The organism is Butyricimonas sp. RTP31003st1_G1_RTP31003_210430 (assembly GCF_040920905.1).
GTDB classification, from domain to species: Bacteria; Bacteroidota; Bacteroidia; order Bacteroidales; family Marinifilaceae; genus Butyricimonas; species Butyricimonas paravirosa.
On record NZ_JBCOSQ010000080.1, the window covers coordinates 1 to 20485 of the forward strand.

Below are 20485 nucleotides of genomic sequence, written 5' to 3' on the forward strand. Positions count from 1 at the left end.
CATGCTCCAATTTCTTTAAATGGGGAATTTGGGCCCGGCAGGGGCCGCACCAGCTTGCCCAGCAGTCGATGTAAACGTACTTGCCTTTGAACGAGGACAATTTGACCTCTTTGCCTTTCGTGTCGATGAACGTGAAATCGGGAACGGACGCGCCTCGTAGGATACGGGCGTATTTTTCGTAATCCCGTTTAATCTTCTCGCGAAGAGTGGGAGAAGTTACCCGCTGGTTGAATATGTTTAACATGGGTGTAATGTCCGTGGCACCCCGGTATGTCATGTAGTTGGTCAACACGGACTCCATCAGGAAGTCAACGATAGCTGTATCGCGGAAATGGGTATTGAGGTATTCCATTTGCGCTTTAGCCAAGGGGTAGTAAGTACGTTCCGAGACTTGGAACCAGGCGATGAACGAGAGGGCTTCCCGGAGGAATGCGCTATATTCTTCGGTGGGTAGGAGTTCGGGTTGTTCCTTGATTTGCTTCTCTATGAAAGGAACATCTTCCGTGGTCCAATGTTGGTATTTGAATGCTTGACGCATCACTTGGTAACGCTGCCGCTCCCGTTCGAGTGCTTTGAAAGCGGGAGAGAGGGATGATGCCTCCAATCGGGCTTGTCGGGTTTGTACACTGTCCAGCAGAAGTTTTTGTACCATTTCCCCGGTCATGTCTTGTTGTAAGCTGACCAATTGGGTGGGGGTGTCGAGGTGGGTATTCTCGGCGGCTCCTTTCCCTTCGAAGCTGGTTCGTGTGCGTGACTTACCGGGACGCTGGTAGGTTACGATGAGATCTGTTCCCGGTTCGATGTAGAGTATTTTTTGGAAGTTCCCCAAGCGTAGATGGGCGTAGCCCGGGTTTATATCCTGTAACTTGAATACGGCTCCTTGGAGGCTGTCGTAAGGCACGGTCCATGTGTTCCCGTTTAGTTCCAGCCGGGCCTCGTTGGCGTTAGTTGCGTAAGTCTTAAAAGTCAAGGCGGCCTGCCGGGATTGACATCCCGACAGAAAAGCCGTCCAAAACACGAGAAAAATAATTCGTATAATAGTTATTTTCATGCTTATTCGTATTTATAAAAGTCCATTTCGTAATTTTCCACCCGGTCGTCGCCTAATAAATGTTTGGCGAAATAGAACCAGATTTTACGTCGCCAGAATAGATCTTTTGTCCCTTTGTAGGCATGGCCTTGTCCGGGTAGGACGTACATGTCGAAGTTCTTGCCCGCATCCATAAGCGCTCCGGCCAACCGGAACGTTTGTCCCGGATGTACATTGTTGTCCTCGTCACCAGTGATGAGGAGCAGGTGTCCCCGCAGCCGATGAGCGATTTCCGCGACGGTAGGGACCTTACAAGTAAAGACGGTATCTTTCCCTTTGACGGTTTGGGTCACGCCGTGGTAGGTTTCTCCCCAGGGTAGGTTGTAGATATTGCTGTCGTGATTACCGGAAGAGGCTACCGCCACCTTGTAGAAATCGGGATAGGTGCAGATGGCCGATGCCGACATGAATCCCCCGCCGGAATGCCCGAATATGCCTACGCGTTCGAGGTCGATGTAGGAATGCCGTTTCGCCAATTGTTCGATACCGTATTTGTCGTCGGCAAGAGGGTACTCCCTCAGGTTACCGTACCCGTAAGTACGGTAAGCTTTGTCCCGCAAGGGACTTCCACCCCGGTGTCCAAAATTGACCACGATGAATCCCACTTGAGCAAGCGAGGCGTTATGATTGCCCGTGACGGTAAAATTGATGTCCACGGCTTCCATTTGCGGGCCGGGATAAACGTAAGAAATAACCGGATAACGGCGGGTCGAATCGAAGTCAATAGGCTTCCACATCACGCCATAGAGATCCGTTACTCCATCAGCTGCCTTGACCGTGAAGCGTTCCGGCATACGCCAGCCCGTGGCAAGCAGAGTGCTAAGGTCAGCTTCCGCCAGCGTCCGAATTAATTTGCCATTTCGGTTGCGGAGGACGGAGCGCGGTGCCAAGTCCACCCGGGAGAAATTGTCCGTGAAATATTCACCGGAAGGGCTGAATGTCACGTTATGATTGGCATCTTCGGGGGTGAGCAATTGTACGGAACCGTTCCCGTCTAATTCTGCCTTGTATAGACAGGCATAGTAAGGATTCATTTCCTTTTCCCGTCCGTGACCAATGAGATAAACTTCCCGACGGGCAGTATCGATGCGGACGATTTTTTCCGCTAGCCAGTCGCCTGCGGTAACGGAACCTTTTAACTGGCCTTCCGCGGAATAGAGGTAGAAATGTCCCCAACCCGTGCGTTCCGACCACCAGATGAATTCCCGGTCGTCATTGATGAAGTGAATGTCTTGCAGACGGTCGCTGAAATAGGGTTTGCATACCTCGTTGAGGATGACCTTCACCTCACCCGTTTCCGTGTCCACCCGACAGATGTCTAGTTCGTCACGGGTGCGGCGGGTACGTTGCAGGTAAAGGTAGTGACCGTCTTGACTGACTTTGAGTAGTTTTAAGCTTTGGTCTTTCCATTTTTCGATGGGAACCCGGGTTAATGTTCCTGTTTCCGCGTCGATCAGGGAAAGTTCGTATTGAGTCACCTTCTTGTCACCCGGCATGGGATATCTGCCGCTACCGCCGATAGAATGCACTAAACGGGGGCGACCGCTGCCGGTGGAGGCAACAACCGGTAAATCACCGATGCCTCGGTTGTCTTCGCGGATGATAAAGAGCCGATGGGAGTCTTTCAGCCAACTGGCTCTGGTGGCGATGAGTCGGTCGCCTTCCACGACTTCATTGAAAGAGTATGAATAATACGTTTCGCCGTCCGTGGTCACGGGACGGGCAAGGGAGTCAGCCTCGTCACCTTTCCGAATGTAAAGGTTATGTCCCCGGCAAAAAGCCGTGTATGCCCGGTCTGTCGAGATGGAGTATTGCATGGCGAGAGGATTGTGTGGTTTCGACGGTAGCGGCGTTTTTTGCTTTCGAGTCGTATCGGGCTGCGCCTTCAGTACTTCGCTGCACACTCCGGTTTTCATGTCGTAACGGAGTTGGACGTTGTTGACAAAGAAGGTGAAGTATCTCTTGTCTTCTCCGAAGTTCGGGGTGATATTAATGTTTTTTGCATCGCAGATTTTATGCGTGAGGGCATTGATTTGCTCCGCCATGCGGGCGTTATCGAATAATGGACGTTGCTCCTTTTTACGAGGATCAACCCAGTAGTAGGCTGTGCCTTGGCTCGTTTTGTGAGAGAACCAGAAGCAGTCGCTGTTTGGAACGTAGTTCGCTTTGATATCTTTCGAGTAGATAAATTTGCCCGCCACGGAAGGCAGGAATTGTTCGGCGACCTTGTAATTGGGCTTTTGTTGCCCCATGGCGCCGGTACACCACAGGGACAACGAAAATACCCAACCGTATAGCCATATTTTCATGTCGATTTTCTTTTAGGGATAGGGATAAACGGTTTATTCAGATAGGTAACCCCGCATGGGGAGGCTTTTGCGGGGGGCGGAGTGTTTGCCGCCGCGCACGGGATTCGCTGAGGTCTCCAAGTCGTGCTGTACGCTTTTTACCTCTTCTGTCATACTCTCGTCCACACCGAGATCTAAAGCCCGTTTGGCCCATGCGGCCATTTTGGTACGGAATTCTTGTCCTTTAATCATACGTTCTCCCAAGGCAGCCCAGTTGCCCAACATGCGGGCGTCGGCGTTGGCTAATGCCTTCTCGCCGAGGGCGTAGGCTTCTACCAACTGTCCCTTGCGCAGGAGTTGGATGAAATTGATTTCCTGTTTTAACTCCTTGTAATATGGCACTTTGCGTGTTTCCATGGTCTTGAAGTATGCTTCTTTCTTGGCGAGATTCTCTTGTTCTCTGTAATCTTTTGACTTGTCATTCAGCGATATGACCTTTGCGATGCTGGCATAAAGATTCCGTACTTTCTGATCCGTGGCAAATTTTCCGACGGTCTTGCACATTTTTTTGTAGTTTTTGATGAATGCCAACGAGAGCGGGGCATCGATGTCGGCGGCACAACAGTCGAAAGCCTGCCAGTAATCCGGGTCTTTTAATAGCTTGATACCCTCTTCCTCGTAGAGTTGGTTCAAGATGGCTTCCACCTTGTCGGCTTGGTGCATACGTAGGCTTTCTTGCACGTAACCTTTCACGAAAGCCTCGTTCCGTTCGCCTTTGGCGAAACGTTCCTCGTCTCCTTTACCGATCATGGAGATGGCTTTACGGCCGAGTGCGATGAATTTATCGGCCTCCATGAAACCCGCATCTTGCCACGTCAGGTAGCCTTCACCCGTGATGAAAAGGTAGGTCGGGTAGCCGACCACGTCATACCGTTTTTGCAGGGCGATACCATTTCCTTCTTCCTTTTCCATGTTCCGTTTCAGGCAGATAAAGTTCTTGTTGTAGAAGTCTCCCACCTCTTTTATCGGGAAAATCTTCCTGACCATTTGGGCGCAGGGGCCGCACCAGGTGGAATAGCAGTCCATGAAGATGAGTTTGTTCTCTTCCTTGGCTTTTTGCAATGCCTCTTCCCAGGTCCCCTCGAAGAAGCGGATGCCTTCTCCGTTTTCTTGTGCCATAGCCGGGAATACCAGGCTACAGCACAAAATCAAGTTTAATATGATGTGTTTTATCATGTCGATGTTTATAAGTTCAACAATTGTTTAAATCTTTCGGCTGTCGCTTTGTCTGAAGGACGACTCATGCTAGCGTTAATGATCTTACCTTCTCGGTCAAGTAGCACGAATCGGGGTACGCTCATGGAGGAGGGCATGAAGATTTTTAGCCAATCCCAATTTTCACCGAGATGGAGTTGAATACCCCCCAATCCCATCTCCTTGATGGTTTTCTTCCATAGGTCGATGTCCTTGTTGCGATCAATGGAGAGACTCACGAAGAGAATATCCTTTCCGGCGAATTCCTCTTCCAATTTCAACAGGCTGGGCATCTCCCCTTTGCAGGGGCCGCACCAGGTAGCCCACATATCGATATAGACGAATTTCCCTTTCAGGTCGGCCAAGGATACTGTTTTCCCGTGGTTATCCTGAAAACTGAAATCGGGACAGGGTTGTCCGGGAGCGATGCGATCCATCTTCTTGCAGGCCTCGTTGTAAAGAGCAAGTTGTGCCGGATCTTTCACGTATTGCCGGTATATCTTCTCGTACTTCTCGTTACCGATCATGTGGAACAAAGTTTGGTCAACGGTGAAAGCCACGGCAGAGGGTTCAGTGATGTTTTCGAAAATGCATTTCAAACGAGTCTCTGTCTGGGCATCTTCTTTCACTTTCTTGAAACTGACTAATCGGCGCACGTACTGTTCCAATGCCTCCCGGTAAGCGGGAATGGAAAGGTAGGTAGAATCGGGAGCCAAATGGTCGCGTAGCACCTTCAAGTAGGCATTACGTTCCGTGACATTGGAGTCCCGCATCAGTGAATACACTGGGAACCGTAGCAGGGCTGCAAAAGTTTCCACCTTCTGCCGTTTGGCTTCCCACTCTTTGAAGGTTTTCGAGAAGGGGATCGTTTCCACCTTCCGTAGGTTCAGCGCCAATACGGAGTCCGCTTTTTGGGCGGCCTTTTTGACATCCGTGTCTTTGTAACTGATTGGAGTCGTGGCATAGTTTCCTTGATTGATGAATTCGGTTTCTTTTGCCAATACCCCTCCGTACGTTACTTGTTTTTCCCCTTTCTTCTGGCTGTAAGCGAGAGTCAGATCTTTCCCCGGTTCAAGGAAACAGAGTCGTCGGTCATGCTTGCGCACCTCTATCAGGGCGTAAGTGGGCGCCTGCAAATCCATGGTCTTTACTCCTTCCCCGGTTGTGGGGTCAATAGACACTTTGTCATTGTTCCACCCGACGATGACCCGGGGTGGGGTATCGTCGGGATCCTGCACATTGAAGCGAATCGTGGTCTGTGTCTCCCGGGTGCAGGCGGTGGCTAAAAGCAATAATAATGCGAATAATGAATATCTCATGACTTTACGTATTATTTTTTTGCATCTTCAAACATTCCGGACAATTTGCCGCTCTTCATGGCACGAGTCAGGTAAACGCTCAATCCTCTATAATAGGTGCGGCTGTAGGTGTGCTGATGGTGCTTCCCCAAATAGTCCAGTTTCTCCTTCATGCGCTGCCCTTGATTCACCAAGAAATAGGACAAGTCGTCACTTCCTTCTTTGGCCTTTAATTTGGAGAAAGTAGATACGAATTCCCGTACGAAATTGTATTGCATCTGTACTTGGTAGCGGCTAAGGGGGCGGGATGCACTGTAATTTAGAAAGACGTAACTTTCCAAGGCTTTGAAAAGGTCGTTTATCGTGTAGGCTTGGCCGCTTGCTTTGTCTTGGGCAACCACCAATTGGTGCAATCGGGAGGGATTCATCAAGCTCCGGAATGTACTCATAAAGATGCCTGTCCCTTTTGTTTCACCGCTATTCCCGATAATATCCACCTCCACGGGGGTAGTTCTCCAGGCCGGTGCGCCTTGAAACACTTGGCGATTCAAAAATGCCATGACTTCTTCTCCTTTTTGTTTGGGCAGGTAGCTAATGGCCTGCTCGTTGTATCCGGCAAGAACCGGTTCCACGGAAATTCCTCCGATGTAATTCAGAGGCATATCAAAATAGGAGATGTATAGGCCGTTGAAGCTGGAAAGAATCCGAATGTAATCCGTCCAAGGAGTATCGTCTTTGGCGATACGTTGCAAGAAAATATCGGATAATTGGGATGACAATCGTTCCATGTTTTTCAGCCCCAATGTTGCAGTTTCCACTACGTTTTGTCCCAAATCCGTCTCGTTGACGCGATAGTCTGCCTGTTCTTTCGTGGCGAAATAGAGGGCGGTGTTGTCTTTAGCTTGGGCGGCCAAGTTGTTCAAGGCTTTTTTCTCGGCGGAGGCGTCCATGCCGGGGTATTGGCGGTATCCCCATTCGATGGCCCAGCGGTCATAGATGGAGGCTTTCGAGAACAGATCCCGCAAGGCGATGCCGTCTCCCGGTTGGGCGGCAAAGTTTACGACGCAACCGTCTGTCACGGAGGCGGAGATACCGTTTTCCCGAGCCCAAGCGGCGTCACGCAATTGCTTGGTCGTGAAAGCGGCGCTACCGGCCCAGTTCGGCTGTAAGCCTAAGAGTTGTCCTGTTAGTTTGGAGGCTTGATAACGGATATACTCTTCCCGTACGATGGGCATGGAATCTGTCAGCACGGCCGGTTCGTATCCCCCGATACTGAGTTGTATGCCGGGAAGATTGTCTTCCGACTCTTTATGAGAAAGGACGATGTTCCCGCTGAAGATCTCTCCGGTCCGGGAGTCGCTAATTTGTGAGAATTGTGATTTTCCCATGGCATAGGAGTACACGATCTGGTGGTAGGCTACGGTCACTTCCGGTTGTCCGTTTTGTACCTGCAAAGCGTTCTTGAATCCGGCAGCTTCGAAGCACCGGTTCCATTCGGCTACGGTTTGCATTACGGCCCGGCGTTCGCTCTCGCTACTCAGCGTTCGATCCAAATAAACCCGAATCGGGTTGGCCGGTTCCACCAGTTCTCCCCGGCGATATCGTTCCGTGTCTTCCGGTTTGATGGCGAGGTGCCAGCGTTGAATCTCCCGCACGCTCTTTACTCCGTAAGGATTACGGTCGTAGTCCGCATACGAGATGGTAGCGTAGCCCACTCTTGGGTCGCTTTCTCTGGCCGTGATATGACGTTCCGGCAAGAGTTGCAAACTCCATTCGATCAATGCGGTCGTGTGTTGGTCTCTCGGCGGGATGTGCATGAATCCCGGAATCAAGTCCGTTTGTGCGTGTAGGGAGGTAAATTTCACCCCGTTATTGATCACGTAAACGCTGTCCACCCCGGAACGGTCGGCGGCGGGTGTGTTCACGGATTTCATGTTCGGGAACGAGAACAGTTTGCCGGAGGAGTTGACATCCGAGGTGATGTCGATGATGTAGCCTCCTTTGTTCTGTCCGAATGCCACTATCGGGAAAGATGTAGCCACCGGTTTCAAGTTAGCAGCTTCGATGGCTTTGGCCAAGTCTCCCTTTGCCCGTTCGCTGCAAATCTGTTGGTGTACCTCCAACGTGTTGTTTCTCCCTAAATGGAAGATCAGTAAATTGGTTACCGAGGACACCATCCCGTGGTTTCCACCTTGCACGATGCTGCCGCTCACGAGCAAGTCCCGTCCCAAGGTCGATGCCGGAATCTCGAGGTAGTATTTCTCCCCGTTACGGTAAATGGGGAACGTGCCGTTGAATTTCTGCATGTCTTTCTTGAAGAAAGCCTCGTATGCCATGGGCGCTTTCTTGACGGCTGCCGGTTGTGTTTTCTCCTGTGCCGATAAGTTGATGGGCGCGAGGGCTAATAGGCAGGCGAAGATGACAATTAATCTGTTCATATTTCTCATGTTAATCATTCGCTATTGTGTTATTCTTTACCACCTTTCTGACAATTCTCGATTTGACGGATGATACCTTGCAGGTGATTCTTCGTCATGAAATCGTTCGTCCGGGCCATCTTTTGTTTGGCGTTGGCTACAATCTTGTCCATTTGTGCCGCGTATAGACCGAGCAGCTCGGGAACCACTTCCATGGGCCCGCTCTCCACGATAACGCACATGTTGAACACGTATGCCCGTTGCATCATCCGCTCGAAAGAGGTCAGAGGTTTGGAGTTGGCCAAATTGCCCCATACCGCATCGTACAAATCGTCAACCAAGTTTTGGCAGGTGTAGGCTTTCTCTCCTAAAATAGCCTCGTCTTTGGCGAGATGTTGTAGTGAGGTCTGCAACTGGGCGAGGAATTTTGCCATGATTCTTTCGCGATAGCGTTCGATATTCGAGGTACCTATGATTTCGGCTGCTTTCCCGCTGTATAACCATGGTAGTTCTGCGAAGAAGTATTTCTTTAGGAAAGTCATGGCCTCTTGTTGTTTAGCCTTTTCCACCGGTTCGTAGTTGTCCATGTTTTCGGAACGCAGGGCGGCATTGCTGTAGCGTCCTCCGATATATTTCATGGCGTGTACCACGTACATCAGGTGTTGGTTGGTTACGGCGTTGTACATACCCTTCAGTAGGGAGTAGTTCTCGTCGTCGGCTACGGCTGTCCACGTGATGATACTGTCCATGATTACTTCTAGGTTCTTCATGCCCAATGTATTGGCGGCAATTGAGTTGTCGCTCAGATCCTCGGCTTGGAAACGGGGATCCCGTTGGTCGGTTTCTGTTCCGAAGAATACGTGCGGGTTGGCTTTCCGTTGTTCGGTTACCCAGTCTTGTAAATATTTTTGTTCCTCGTAAGCGCTCTTGAATTGAGGCAAGTAACGATACCCCCATTCGATGGCGAAGATGTCATACTCCCCAATGCGCGGGATCATATCCTTCGGGGCGATGTTATCCTCTGGTTGGGCGGCATAGTTAAAACGCATGTAGTCCATGATAGAAGGACCGTGACCGTGTTCTCTCACGTAGTCGCGGTTACGGATGTCTTTCAGCGAATAGGTCCAGCTGCTGGCGAAGTTATGTCGCAATCCCAAAGTATGGCCGATCTCGTGAGTCACGATGTATTGTACTAATTCCCCCATTAATTCCTCGCTGTACGGGAACTTGCGGGCGAGCGGGTTGGCGGCAGCCGTCTGGGTGAAGTACCAGGACTGGGCGATACTCAACACGTTGTGGAACAATCCCACGTGAGAGCAGATGATCTCGCCGGAACGAGGATCGGCCACGTGCGGGCCGTAGGCGTTAGGCATCGGGGAGGCTTTGTAGGAGATAATTGAATAGCGGGCGTCCTCGATGGAGAAGGTGGAATCCTCCTCGGGCGTGGGCATTAATTTACCGATGATGGCGTTCTTGAACCCGGCTTTCTCGAATATGGGTTGCCAAGCGTTCACGGCAGCGATGACGTAACGTTGCAAGTATTCCGGAGTGTTCCGGTCGATGTAGAACATGATAGGTTTCACCGGTTCCACCAACTCTCCTCGTTGGTATTTCTCCACGTCTTCTGGTTTCGGTTCCAATCGCCAACGACTTACCATGGCACTTGATTCTACTTTATAGGGGTCACGCGTATAGTCCGATTGACCGTAGGCGAAGTAGCCCACGCGGCTGTCGTAATAGCGAGGTTGCATCGGTTTCTCCGGCAATAAGTACCAGGAAGCGGCCATTTCCCAGGTTGTCGGGTTCTTCGGGGCCGGAGCCTGTTTGCTGGCGGGTTTTCCCGGAGCGTACGTTCGCACGGAACGGAAGATGACGTTGTTGGCATAAGCGCTCACCGTGGTCGGGTAAGACTTGTCCGCCTGATAGGCTCCGAGATTTAATGAACTGGAGGCTCCTTTCAGCGAGAAGTAAGTATGGTCGGACTTGTACATGTCCGTGATATCGATGACCGCACTACTGTCCGTCTTGGCTTTGATGTCGAACCCTGCTGCGATGGGCATCATGTTGGCCGCCTGGATGGCCCCGTACATTTCGGAGGTGGAGTCCGGTAATACCGTACCGAAGATTGGTTCCTGTAAAAAGATTTTGTCTTTCGGTCCTTTAGCGAAACGGATAACCTTGTTGTAGAGGGCATCGCCACCGAAACCGTACATGTCCCGGGAACTTCTTTTCTCTTGGGCGGAGCCGCGGATGAGGGAGATGAAGACCAAAATGTCTCGCTCCAGCAAGTTGTCGGGTACTTCCATGTAGTAGCGGTCTCCTTGCTCGTAGATGTTCATCATACCGAAATATTTCTTGGCATTCGGTTTCAGAAAGTCCTTCAAGGCAGGAATCCCCTTGGACTTCTGTTTGGTGCTGTCTGCCACCATGGTTTCTGTTTGGGCTTTTTTCTTGTCTTTCTTTTTCTTCCGGTCGGCAGCATCTACTTGTCCTACCACAAAGAAACATAGCAATAAGGCTAAGAATTTCATGCTAAAATTCGTCTTTTTCATACATTGATTTTTATACATACAAAATACAGTTGTTTCTTATTTGTCTTGGCAATGGAAGGGTAGGAACAGACTTGTAAGTCCGTCCCACTCTTCATTTATTTAATTGATTAACGAGTTCTATTCGAATGTGAATCCGTATTCTTCCAATTTATTGCGCATCACCCGGTATTTTTTCAATACCAGATTTTCCCCTTCATGCAAGCTCATGAATTCTGCCTCCGTGTAAGCGAAAATCTCGATACAGAAGTGCAATACGTCCTGAGCTTTGGTCGGTACGTAGCTACCCTGAAGCCAGACAAAACCTAAAATAGCTGCACTTTGTTCTGCTAATCCGGCACATGCTTGATAAAGTGGAACTCTACCGCTACCGCTGGTTGAGGTAGAGTATAGTTTGTTGATATAATTTGGATTGGCGCTGTAGGTCAAGGCGTAGAAATTCTCCTCCAACCACTCCTCCTCAAATTCTGCAAGGGAGTTCGAGACTAAAGTAGCAAGGAAAGTACCCTTGTAGGTTTTGAGTGTCGTTTCGTCCATGTCTGCGAAATCACAAACCTTGCTTAATACTACCGTGTTTGTTCCTTTGTAAGCGAGGTCATCTCCCGTGGGAGTGACTAACGTGTCCACTAACAGAATGCTTGGTACGTAAATGTCTTTTGACAACTTGGGTAGTATCTCTGCTTCGAGGAAATCCAATACCGGTTTAACCTTTTTCCGGTCAGCGGGCAAGGCATAACGGGCGGATTGCTTGCTGGGAGTTGAGTTACCCGGAGAGTAAAACACCTGCAATACCTCGTAATAGGTGTACGGATCCCCGGTAGCATAGGAGTAACGCTCCTCGCTCCCGATGGTGTCGTTGTAATAAATCGGGATACCTGTCTCCTGGAAAATCAGATAACGCTGGTGGTCGATGGGATCGTTGGGGGTGTCCTCCACGATCAGCCAATTCCGTTCCCCGTTAGAGGGGGTGAAGTTATTATCGTTCTCCCCGCACGCCCCGAACAGGAGGGCGGCGAGACTTAAGAGTAGATATATCTTTTTCATGTTCACGCTTGTTTAATTATTCTACAATCATTTCTCTCTCGGGACGAATCTCGTTGGTCAGCAGGCCTTCGTTATATTCGATGGCGTACTTCGGGATGGGCAGGATGTAGGCTGCCATGTCCTGCGAGTAAGGTTTCAGCACGTAGGTACCTGCCGAATACACCTCGTTACTACCCTCCGTGTAAGCATAGGAAACGTGACGGATCTCTTTCTCGAACGGATGGACACTGTTCACGGCGTAGCGACGCAGGTCGAACCAGCGGTGACCTTCGTAGCAAAGCTCCCGACGGCGTTCATCCCGGATGAAGTTTACCAATGCCTCCCCGTTTTCCGTGATGGCGCTTAAATTCTCCGTGGCAAATCGTTTGCTTCGCAGTTCATTGACGGTGTTGATCGCCTCCGCATCTAGGCCTAATAGGGCTTGCGCTTCCGCCTTGTTCAAGTAGGCTTCTGGTATCCGTATGGCGAGAATATCTGATACTCCTTCGTCGATAAGGCGGGTTTTCACGCAGCGGTAACCATCTCCCAATGCAGAACGTTGCATGAAGAACGCTTTCAGTCGTAGGTCTTTCCCGTCGAAACTTCTGATGAGGTCGTCCGATGAGGTGAAACTAGATGCGTATTTGCCACGTGCGTACACCGGGCCATGTAAGACGGCCATCATGTTCTGCGAATGGGTGAAAACGACTTCCGGCGAGTTCACGTACACGGCACTTCCGCCCGTGTACTCGTTCAAATCCCGTAGTCTATATTCCCGGTTGGCGAGTGCGCTGTCGGCGCAAGCGATGGCTGCCTCGTAATTTTCCATGAACAGGTGTACCCGGCTCAGTAAGATAAAGGCCGCTGTTTGGTTTGTGCGGTACTTGGTAGTTTGCTCTGTCCCCCGCAACAACACAGTGGCCCGTTGCAGATCCTCAACCATCTGTCCGTACACGGCAGAAGAGGTGGCCCGGGAAAAATAATCCATGTAGATATCTTCCGAGGTCTTTAGGGGTATGCACAGATCTGTTGTTGCTGTCGCCTTGCAATAGGGACGACCATAGAGATTGGCCAAGAAGAAATAGTACTGGGCACGTAGGAAGCGGGCCTCCCCCTCTACCCGGTTGCAAATCTGCGGGTCATCGCCCTGCTTGCGTACAAGGTCAAGCTGGTAGATGACGGAGTTCATGGCGGCGATACGTCTCCAGACGGTACTCCAATTCTCGTCCTTGATCTCCACGTTTTCGGCGTTCAGGAACGGGTCCGATTGCCAATGGTGAACGTGGGCGGCTTTGAGGCGAGGATAATTTTTCTCCGAGTTTCCTCCCCCGTTTCCGTAGAGGTATTCGCTCACGTCGTCATCCATGAGGTGGATGTAAGGGAAAAAGGTTTTCATGTTCGCAGTGACTTGCCCCCAACCGGTGATTACATCGTCATAGGTCGTGTCCAAATACATATTTACGTTACTGGGCCAGTATCCCTCGCCAATCAAGATCTCGTCGAGATCGGTCACGCTCTTCACGTAGGCCATATTTTGAGAATGCTCTTCCAGGAAATCGCCGCAAGCTGAAAAGCCGAGCAGGAATCCGCAAAGTAGTCCGATATATAAAATCTCTTTTTTCATGTGTTGCATTTTAGAAAGTTACATTTAATTGGAACGAATAGTTCGGCCGCAGGGACATGTTGATGGTCGGCGAGTTACCGGATTGTGTCACGTCCTGTCCTTTCAGTTTCTTGTTCGTGATGGTGAACAGGTTCGTGGTCGATAAGCTGAGGTAGGCGGACTTGATACCGATTTTCTTGCAAAATTTGTCATGCACGTTGTAGCGGAACGAAAGGGATTGCAATTTCAGGTAATCCCCTTTCACAACGCGTATGTCGGATAGATCGTACATGGTGTAGATGTCGTTGCCAGCGAATGCAGTCATGTCCCCACTACTAGTATATTTAGATTGCACCCACCAGGGATTGTTGATCCCGTCCGAGGGTTTCAGACCGGGAATGTTGGTTCTTTGCTCGTCTCCCGGCTTTTGCCAGCGATGGACGAATTCTTTCCGCATGTTGCGTTCCGGGTAAGGGGTGATGTTGTTTGCATCGCACATTTTCAACATTCGCACCTTGTTCCCGAAGCTATAGGTGAAGTTCATCGAGAGACCGAATTGTCTCCAACCGAAATAATTGGAAACACCTCCTTGCAGGGTAGGTACCCGGGTTCCGGATTCCACGAGAACGGCCTTCCACACCTCCTCGTCGCTCATGTTACGGTATTTCTCATACAATTCATCCTTGTTTTCTTCTTCCGTGCCGTAGAAAATGGGAGTTCCGTCCGTGGCGCTCAATCCCTTGAAACGGTAGGAGTAAAAGGTGTTCAGCGGTTTATTTTTTAGTTCCACCGAGCCATTCAGGTAATCGTTATAGGTATATTTCTTCGTCAAACTGTTGTCTCTGTTGTCGATGGCTTTGGTAATCAAGTTGTTCACCACCTGTCCCAACTGCGGGTCAAATCGCCACACGAAACCGCGTTTTCCGGAGGCGTCCACTTTCTGGTTGATGGGGGTGATGTTCAATGAAAGCTCCAAGCCTTGGTTCGACAGCTCTCCCCGGTTGATGACGTAACTGGTCACCCCGTTGATTTCCGACACGACATCCCTGAAGAAAGCATCTTTCGTGTGCTTGTAGTAATAGCCGATGGTTCCCCCGATTTTACCTTTCCACAATTGGAATTCCAATTCGGCATTGTAGGAACTGGTTAACTCCCATTTCAAATCCGGGTTGGGGAAGTATTCAATGGTAGAAGAGAATTCTTTGTACCAGGGGTTCAAGTCTCCCTTTTTGATGATCATCTTGGAAGTTTGGTTGTCCAACATGTTTCCTTGATGTCCGTAAGAGAGTTTTAATGCTAACGAATTAACAAAGTTACTGTTCTCCAAGAGGTCTTTTTTGATGTCCCACCGCCCGGACACGGACCAGATGGGTAATAATTTCTCGTTTGCCCGGCTACCGAACTGGTTACTACCGTCCATACGGGTGTTGAAGTTGAAGGTGTAACGATTGTCGTAGGTATAGCTCACGGTCAAGTAAGCTGAGGCCATATTGGTGAGCGTCTCCCCGATCGTCGGTTTATTTGAAGCCAACCAGTTTCGATAGCTGCCATAGGTTTTGTACAAATCGGCTGAGGAGATCGTGCCAAAACTTTTCCCTCGGTCGGGATAATAGCCTCGGGCGGTGGTCTTTTGGCTCAAGCTCTCCTTGGAGGAAACCTCACCTCCCAAAGAAACATTTAGGAGGTGTTTGTCCTGAAAAAGTTGATTGTAATTTAGTTGCAAGCGGATCATCCAGTTATTGTTACGACTCTCCATAGTCTGTAATTCACCGCCTACTGGACACAAGCTCACTCCATCAGAATTGCCCCGCAATTTGAGTATGTACCAAGAGTCTTCCTCGTACACGACCTCTTGATGCGTGTTGCCTATGGTGTAGGAGGCTGTTCCCTCGATATTCAACATGGGCAACAACCGATATTTCAAGTTTCCGGAGAAAATGATATTGCTGGTCCGTTGCGTCTGGTAGGTATTCTCGATCTCGTTCAACACGTTGAAATCGTAGGATTGGTCTTTCGAGGTACCCATTTTGTAGAACCAGCGGCTACCGTCTTCGTTGAAAGCGGGGATGGCGCGGCTCATGTCGTAAGCGTATTGCGTGAGGGATTTACCATTGATCTGGGGCGTATAACGGCGGTCGTTCACGCTAGCGTTGATGCTGAATTGGAATTGTATCTTCTTGAAGTTCCCGTTCAGTTTTAACATGCTCGAGTACACTTGACTCTTCTCCTTGCGCAATACTCCCTGATCGTCGCTATACCCGATGGAGGCGTAATATCTCATATTTTGCGAACCGCCCGTCAGGCTTAGCGTGTGTTTGTTCGAGATGGAGTTATGGCAGAGTAGGTCGAACCAATCCGTGTTCACCCGCTCGTAGTAGTTCGCTTTCTGCTGGAAGTCGTTGAAACTAAGTTTCCCCGCTTTATAGTCGAGGTAAGCGGCCTCGTAACCTACCCAATTGGTTACCTTGGTGAATTCCATGCCCCGTTCGAACATCTCCCGCGAAACGTTCACGCGTTCCTGCGAGTTCATCAGGTAGATTTCCCGGTCACCGTAGTAGGGACGCCGGTTGAAAGTTCCGGAAACGGAATAGCTCACGGTAGGAGGTCCCTCTTTTCCTTTCTTAGTGGTGATGACGATTACCCCGTTGGCGGCCCGGGTTCCGTAAATGGCCGTGGCGGCGGCATCTTTCAACACGTCGATCTGCTCGATGTCGTCAGGATTCAAACCGGAAATGGCGTTTCCCAATAAGTTGACGAAGTCCAAACTGTTCATTTCGGCCGGATCCACGTTCACCGGGTCGGTCAGTACCACGCCGTCCAATACCCATAGCGGTTCTTGGTTACCCAAGATAGTGGAAGTTCCCCGGACCCGCAATTTGGGTGCAGCTCCCGCTTGCCCGGAGTTTTGCATAAACAACATACCGGGAATGCGGCCTTCCAGTAATTTGTCCACACTCGTGATACCCGCCACGTTGATGTCGTCTATTTTGACGGAGGTCACCGAGCTTGTCAGGCGTCGGCGGTCAATGTCTTGATAGCCGGTGGAGATGACTTGTACCTCCTCCAAGGCTTCTGTCTCCTCTTCCAGTACGATTTCATATTGTTCTTTCTTTCCTTTCTCGATACTTACCTCTTTCATCTTCATTCCGATGAAGCTCACGATCAAGGTGTCCTTGACGTGGGGAACATTTAGAGAGAAAGTTCCGGCTACATTAGAAGCAGTACCGACCGTCGTTCCTTTTAACCGGATTGTCACGCCCGGTAACGGATTCCCTTTCGTATCGATGATCTTACCGGTGACTACCCAACGCTCATTCGTCTGTGTTTGCGTTTGAGGTAATTTTTTTAGTACCACCACGTCGTTCACGAGGTCGTAAGTCATGCGAAACATAGGTAGCACCCGATCCAGCACGGAGAATAAATCCTCCTGGGTTGCTTCCACGTCAACTCGTTTCGTACTTTGCATTAAAGAGGCATTGTACAGGAATTGCGTCTCTGTTTGTACTTTCATCATAGAGATGAATTCTTCAATCGTTGCATCTTTCAAGTTCAGCGACACCTTGGTTTGAGAGAATGCCGAGGCATACACGCTCATCTGAAAAGCAACCAGTAGAATAACAGTTAGTTTCATGATCAGCCTTACTTTTTTTGTTAAAATAGAGGCACACGATTTCAATCGTCGGCTTTTTTTCATAGCTTTGTAAAACGTTTTAATAATTACGTGAAGAGGGGTGCGAATGTCAGACCTGAGAAATTTGTCATTCGTTTCCTCTTTTTTTGTTTAGTATAAATCTGTTTAGTATAAAATAATTGTTTTCTCGTTTATCTCGTAATGTACATCCTCCGAGGCGGTAAGCACTTGCAAGAAAGTGTCAATACTATTATACCTCCGCAAGTTACCCGTGAAGCGAATGTCTTTTATCCGCTCGTTGCGCCAAAACACGTGCGTGCCATACCAATAGGCCAACGTGTTCATCACTTCCTCTAAGCGTTGTTCGTGAAAAATGTACCAACCGTCTTTCCAACCCACGTACTCCTCTACTTGCACGTTACGTTTATTCACAATGTCCATTGTGGCTATGGCTTGCTCTCCTGGAGTCAGCTCTACCTGGTGACCTGCATTGTTCGTGAATCGGACACTACCGGCTACCAACGTCGTTAATACTTCCTCACCATAGGTACGCACTCCGAACGAGGTTCCCAGTACTCGCACTGTACCTGCTTTCGTACGCACGGAGAAGGGCCGTCCGTCTTTCTTCACCTCTAAGTAAACTTCTCCGTCCACCTCTATTTCCCGCTTGTCTTTCGGGAAAGGTACCGGATATTTCACCCGGGTGTTGGAGTTGACCCACAATTTTGAGCCGTCTGCCAATGTAATATGATATTCGCCCGTCACTGGCACGCTTAATTCGTTGTACTGAATGGTTTCGACTGTCATTGCAGAATCAGCCCGGTAGGCGATGCTTCCTTTTTCCTTTTGGATGTTTGTTCCATTCTGCTGCAGATCGAATTGCTCTTGAGAAGAGAGGTTAACAACCTGACCGTCGGACAACCGTAACTGTATTTCGTTTTTCACCATGGAGGTTTCCGGAAGTTTAGGCGTGTTGTTCTCCGTTTGTTTGCCTATAAACCAAATGCAAGCAAACACGGGAAGCAGAATGGTTGCAGCCCAACCTATATATCGAATCCATCTCTGTCTTTTAGAAATTTGTTGGTTTACTTCTATGCGGCGATTAATTTGTTCTAGATCCTTGGCGAGCGATTCGACGGAAAGTCCCTCTATCACATCCATCGGATCATCCTCTAAAGCCCGCTGGTAAAATTCCCGATGTCTCGGTGATGCTTCCAGCCATTCCCGAAGTTTTTTGTCTTCTTCCGGTGAAAGTGTCTCTCGAAAACTTCGCGAGATGATTTCCCAATCGATGTTATCTTTTGTTTTTTGTATAGTCATTTCTTTCTATATTTTCGTCTAAGACACACTCCTCCCTCAAAATGTTTACACGTTTCCCCATTTTTTTTAATTATTTTTTTTAATGCTTGATTTATAATCGTTTTTGCCTGGGAATTTTTTACAAACAATATTTTGAACTTTATGTCTCGTTCAAAGGGATTAGTCGCCAAATATTTGCCATAATGTCAACCACACGAGCATTCCTTCCCGGTCGGAGAAGGCTTGCTTAACCCGTTCCACTCCCCGATGCAATTGGACTTTAACCGTATTTTCGCTGATGTTCAGTTGTTTGGCAATTTCTGCGTATTTATAGCCGTCTACGAATCGCAGAAGGCAAATTTCCCGACATTTGTCGGGTAACTCTTTCAATATTGACCGGATTTTTTCCAGCATTTCCTCGTCCTCCACCATATCGATGTTGTGGGATTCGATATAGGCTTCTGCGTACTTCCGATTATTGCAGTCCTCGATTTTGAGATCACGTAGATAATTGAGACAAGCGTTCCGGATGGATGTAAAAAGATAACTATGAATGGTGGTGTGTATCATTAATTTGTCAGCATTCTCCCACAGTCTAACGAACACGTCTTGAACGATATCGTGTGCTTTATTCGCATCATAGATATACTTTTTTGCGAAAAAGTACAACTTCTCGTAGTAATTATTGAAAAGAAAAGTCAACACCTGTTTTTCTCTTCTTCTCAACCCAGCCCATATATTTTTTTCTTCTTCTTCCGACATCTTACATCAGACTTCTTGGTTTACAAATGTAGGATATTTTGTCAAAAGTCTTACTGAATCGTTGTTAAAATTCTATTTTACTTTTTTTGATGTGAATCTGGAATCCGGTATATATCAATTATTGACGTTATCCAAGTTTTAACAGGGAATGAACGTCCTCGGAAATATTGGGGTGACCTTAAGCGTAAGCTAAAAAAGGAGGAAAGTCAGTTGTCCGATTTTTTCGGACAACTGAAAATGCAATCTTCTGATGGAAAATTTTACAAGACAGATGTGGCCGATGTCGAGCAACTTTTTCGTTTAATAAAAAGCATTGAGGTACGCAAAGGACTCGAACCCATGGCACATTGATTAAGAGTCAATGGATCCACTTTTTGTTTGCGTTATCTTTTTTACTCCAATTCTCGTTTATATTGCTCAATTTTCTCTTTTAACGGTTGCAATTCGGTTTGTATGGTTGCCCATACCATTTCGTCGCTAATTTGATAATAACCGTGTACTAGGACATGACGCATTCCAATAATAATTTTCCATTCAATTTCGGGATGCTTTTCTTTAAATTCATTCGTGAGTAGATAGGCGGCTTCGCCAATAATTTCCAAGTTTTTGATTATGGCAAATCGGAGAATTTTATTGTTTTTATATTCTTCAAAACTGGTATCTTTCGTGAACTCGAACAGATTGTCGATAGCCTCGATTATGTGAGATAAACGATTAATATCTTTAGGCTTTTCTCTCATAGATTAATATTTTATCTTGTTCTGCCGAATCTTTCGCAAAATCTTTTAATTGTCCCTCTTCCACGAGATCAATTTTCTTGCGGAGAAGGGATTGTAGGGCGTTCACGATGCTAATATATTTGAAAAGAGTAACATTCGCACTTTTGTCAAAACGGACAAGTATATCAATATCACTTTCTTTGGATTCTTCCCCACGAGAGTAAGAGCCAAAAATCCATACCTTTTCCACGGGTTGTAGCGTGAAAAATTCTCTTAGTTTATTGATAATAGTCTGTTTCATACTATTGTTCTCTTTCTGCAAATATAGGCATTGTTGAGGACAAAACAAAAAGAAAACCACCTATGAAAGTAGGTGGTTTCTTCGGTGACCTCGGTGGGACTCGAACCCACGGCCCATTGATTAAGAGTCAATTGCTCTACCAGCTGAGCTACGAAGTCTTCCTTGTTGCAAGGACTTTTAACCGTTTTGCGGGTGCAAATATGCAACAATATTTTTTAATCTGCAAGAAAATTATTCTTTAATGTTGTGAT

The 20485-nt window shown here is 48.3% G+C and carries 13 protein-coding genes, 1 tRNA gene and 1 pseudogene; 1 reads left to right on the forward strand and 14 read right to left on the reverse strand.

All coding sequences use genetic code 11. The features are described 5' to 3' along the window. The 11 genes from AB5542_RS18485 to AB5542_RS18535 form a co-directional block, all read right to left on the reverse strand. A partial coding sequence (locus AB5542_RS18485) for a TlpA family protein disulfide reductase (protein ID WP_368243320.1) occupies window positions 1-1051 on the reverse strand: 1051 nt, incomplete at its 3' end. A 2-nt stretch (window positions 1052-1053) separates the two neighbouring features. Next, window positions 1054-3399, reverse strand: a complete 2346-nt coding sequence (locus AB5542_RS18490) for a S9 family peptidase (RefSeq protein ID WP_087419302.1) — start codon at window positions 3397-3399, stop codon at window positions 1054-1056. A 33-nt stretch (window positions 3400-3432) separates the two neighbouring features. Beyond that, a complete protein-coding gene (locus AB5542_RS18495) occupies window positions 3433-4614 on the reverse strand; it encodes a thioredoxin family protein (protein WP_270542992.1) in 1182 nt (393 codons plus the stop codon). A gap of 8 nt (window positions 4615-4622) precedes the next feature. Next, window positions 4623-5951, reverse strand: coding sequence for a TlpA family protein disulfide reductase (locus tag AB5542_RS18500; protein WP_279039727.1), 1329 nt, complete (start codon window positions 5949-5951; stop codon window positions 4623-4625). A gap of 11 nt (window positions 5952-5962) precedes the next feature. Next, window positions 5963-8368 carry a zinc-dependent metalloprotease gene (locus AB5542_RS18505; RefSeq protein WP_279039725.1) on the reverse strand — a complete coding sequence of 802 codons (2406 nt, stop codon included), beginning with the start codon at window positions 8366-8368 and terminating at the stop codon, window positions 5963-5965. Window positions 8369-8397: 29 nt separating this feature from the next. After that, complete coding sequence (locus AB5542_RS18510; RefSeq protein ID WP_279039723.1) at window positions 8398-10899, reverse strand: zinc-dependent metalloprotease; 2502 nt, start codon at window positions 10897-10899, stop codon at window positions 8398-8400. Between the two features lie 117 nt (window positions 10900-11016). Continuing rightward, the gene (locus AB5542_RS18515) at window positions 11017-11940 is read right to left on the reverse strand and encodes a hypothetical protein (RefSeq protein WP_279039721.1); all 924 of its coding nucleotides are present in this window, start codon (window positions 11938-11940) and stop codon (window positions 11017-11019) included. Window positions 11941-11956: 16 nt separating this feature from the next. Beyond that, window positions 11957-13543: a RagB/SusD family nutrient uptake outer membrane protein gene (locus tag AB5542_RS18520; RefSeq protein ID WP_279039719.1), complete on the reverse strand. Its 1587-nt coding sequence runs from the start codon at window positions 13541-13543 to the stop codon at window positions 11957-11959. 10 nt (window positions 13544-13553) lie between these two features. After that, complete coding sequence (locus AB5542_RS18525; RefSeq protein WP_279039718.1) at window positions 13554-17153, reverse strand: SusC/RagA family TonB-linked outer membrane protein; 3600 nt, start codon at window positions 17151-17153, stop codon at window positions 13554-13556. 165 nt (window positions 17154-17318) lie between these two features. Further along, entirely contained in the window at window positions 17319-18473 is a 1155-nt protein-coding gene (locus AB5542_RS18530) for a FecR domain-containing protein (RefSeq protein ID WP_279039717.1), read from the reverse strand. A 159-nt stretch (window positions 18474-18632) separates the two neighbouring features. Beyond that, the gene (locus AB5542_RS18535; protein ID WP_087419309.1) at window positions 18633-19214 is read right to left on the reverse strand and encodes an RNA polymerase sigma factor; all 582 of its coding nucleotides are present in this window, start codon (window positions 19212-19214) and stop codon (window positions 18633-18635) included. Window positions 19215-19322: 108 nt separating this feature from the next. On the opposite strand from AB5542_RS18535, the pseudogene AB5542_RS18540 reads away from it, so the two are divergent. Beyond that, window positions 19323-19529 (forward strand): annotated as a pseudogene (locus AB5542_RS18540) (hypothetical protein); the annotation flags it as partial. A 77-nt stretch (window positions 19530-19606) separates the two neighbouring features. Here the strand turns inward: AB5542_RS18540 and AB5542_RS18545 are convergent. The 3 genes from AB5542_RS18545 to AB5542_RS18555 form a co-directional block, all read right to left on the reverse strand. Then, window positions 19607-19954, reverse strand: a complete 348-nt coding sequence (locus tag AB5542_RS18545) for a DUF86 domain-containing protein (RefSeq protein WP_279039716.1) — start codon at window positions 19952-19954, stop codon at window positions 19607-19609. Continuing rightward, window positions 19938-20234, reverse strand: coding sequence for a nucleotidyltransferase family protein (locus AB5542_RS18550; protein WP_124317255.1), 297 nt, complete (start codon window positions 20232-20234; stop codon window positions 19938-19940). The genes AB5542_RS18545 and AB5542_RS18550 overlap by 17 nt, the downstream gene beginning before the upstream one ends. An 85-nt stretch (window positions 20235-20319) precedes the next feature. Further along, a tRNA-Lys gene (locus tag AB5542_RS18555) sits at window positions 20320-20392 on the reverse strand. Between the last annotated feature and the right edge of the window lie 93 nt (window positions 20393-20485).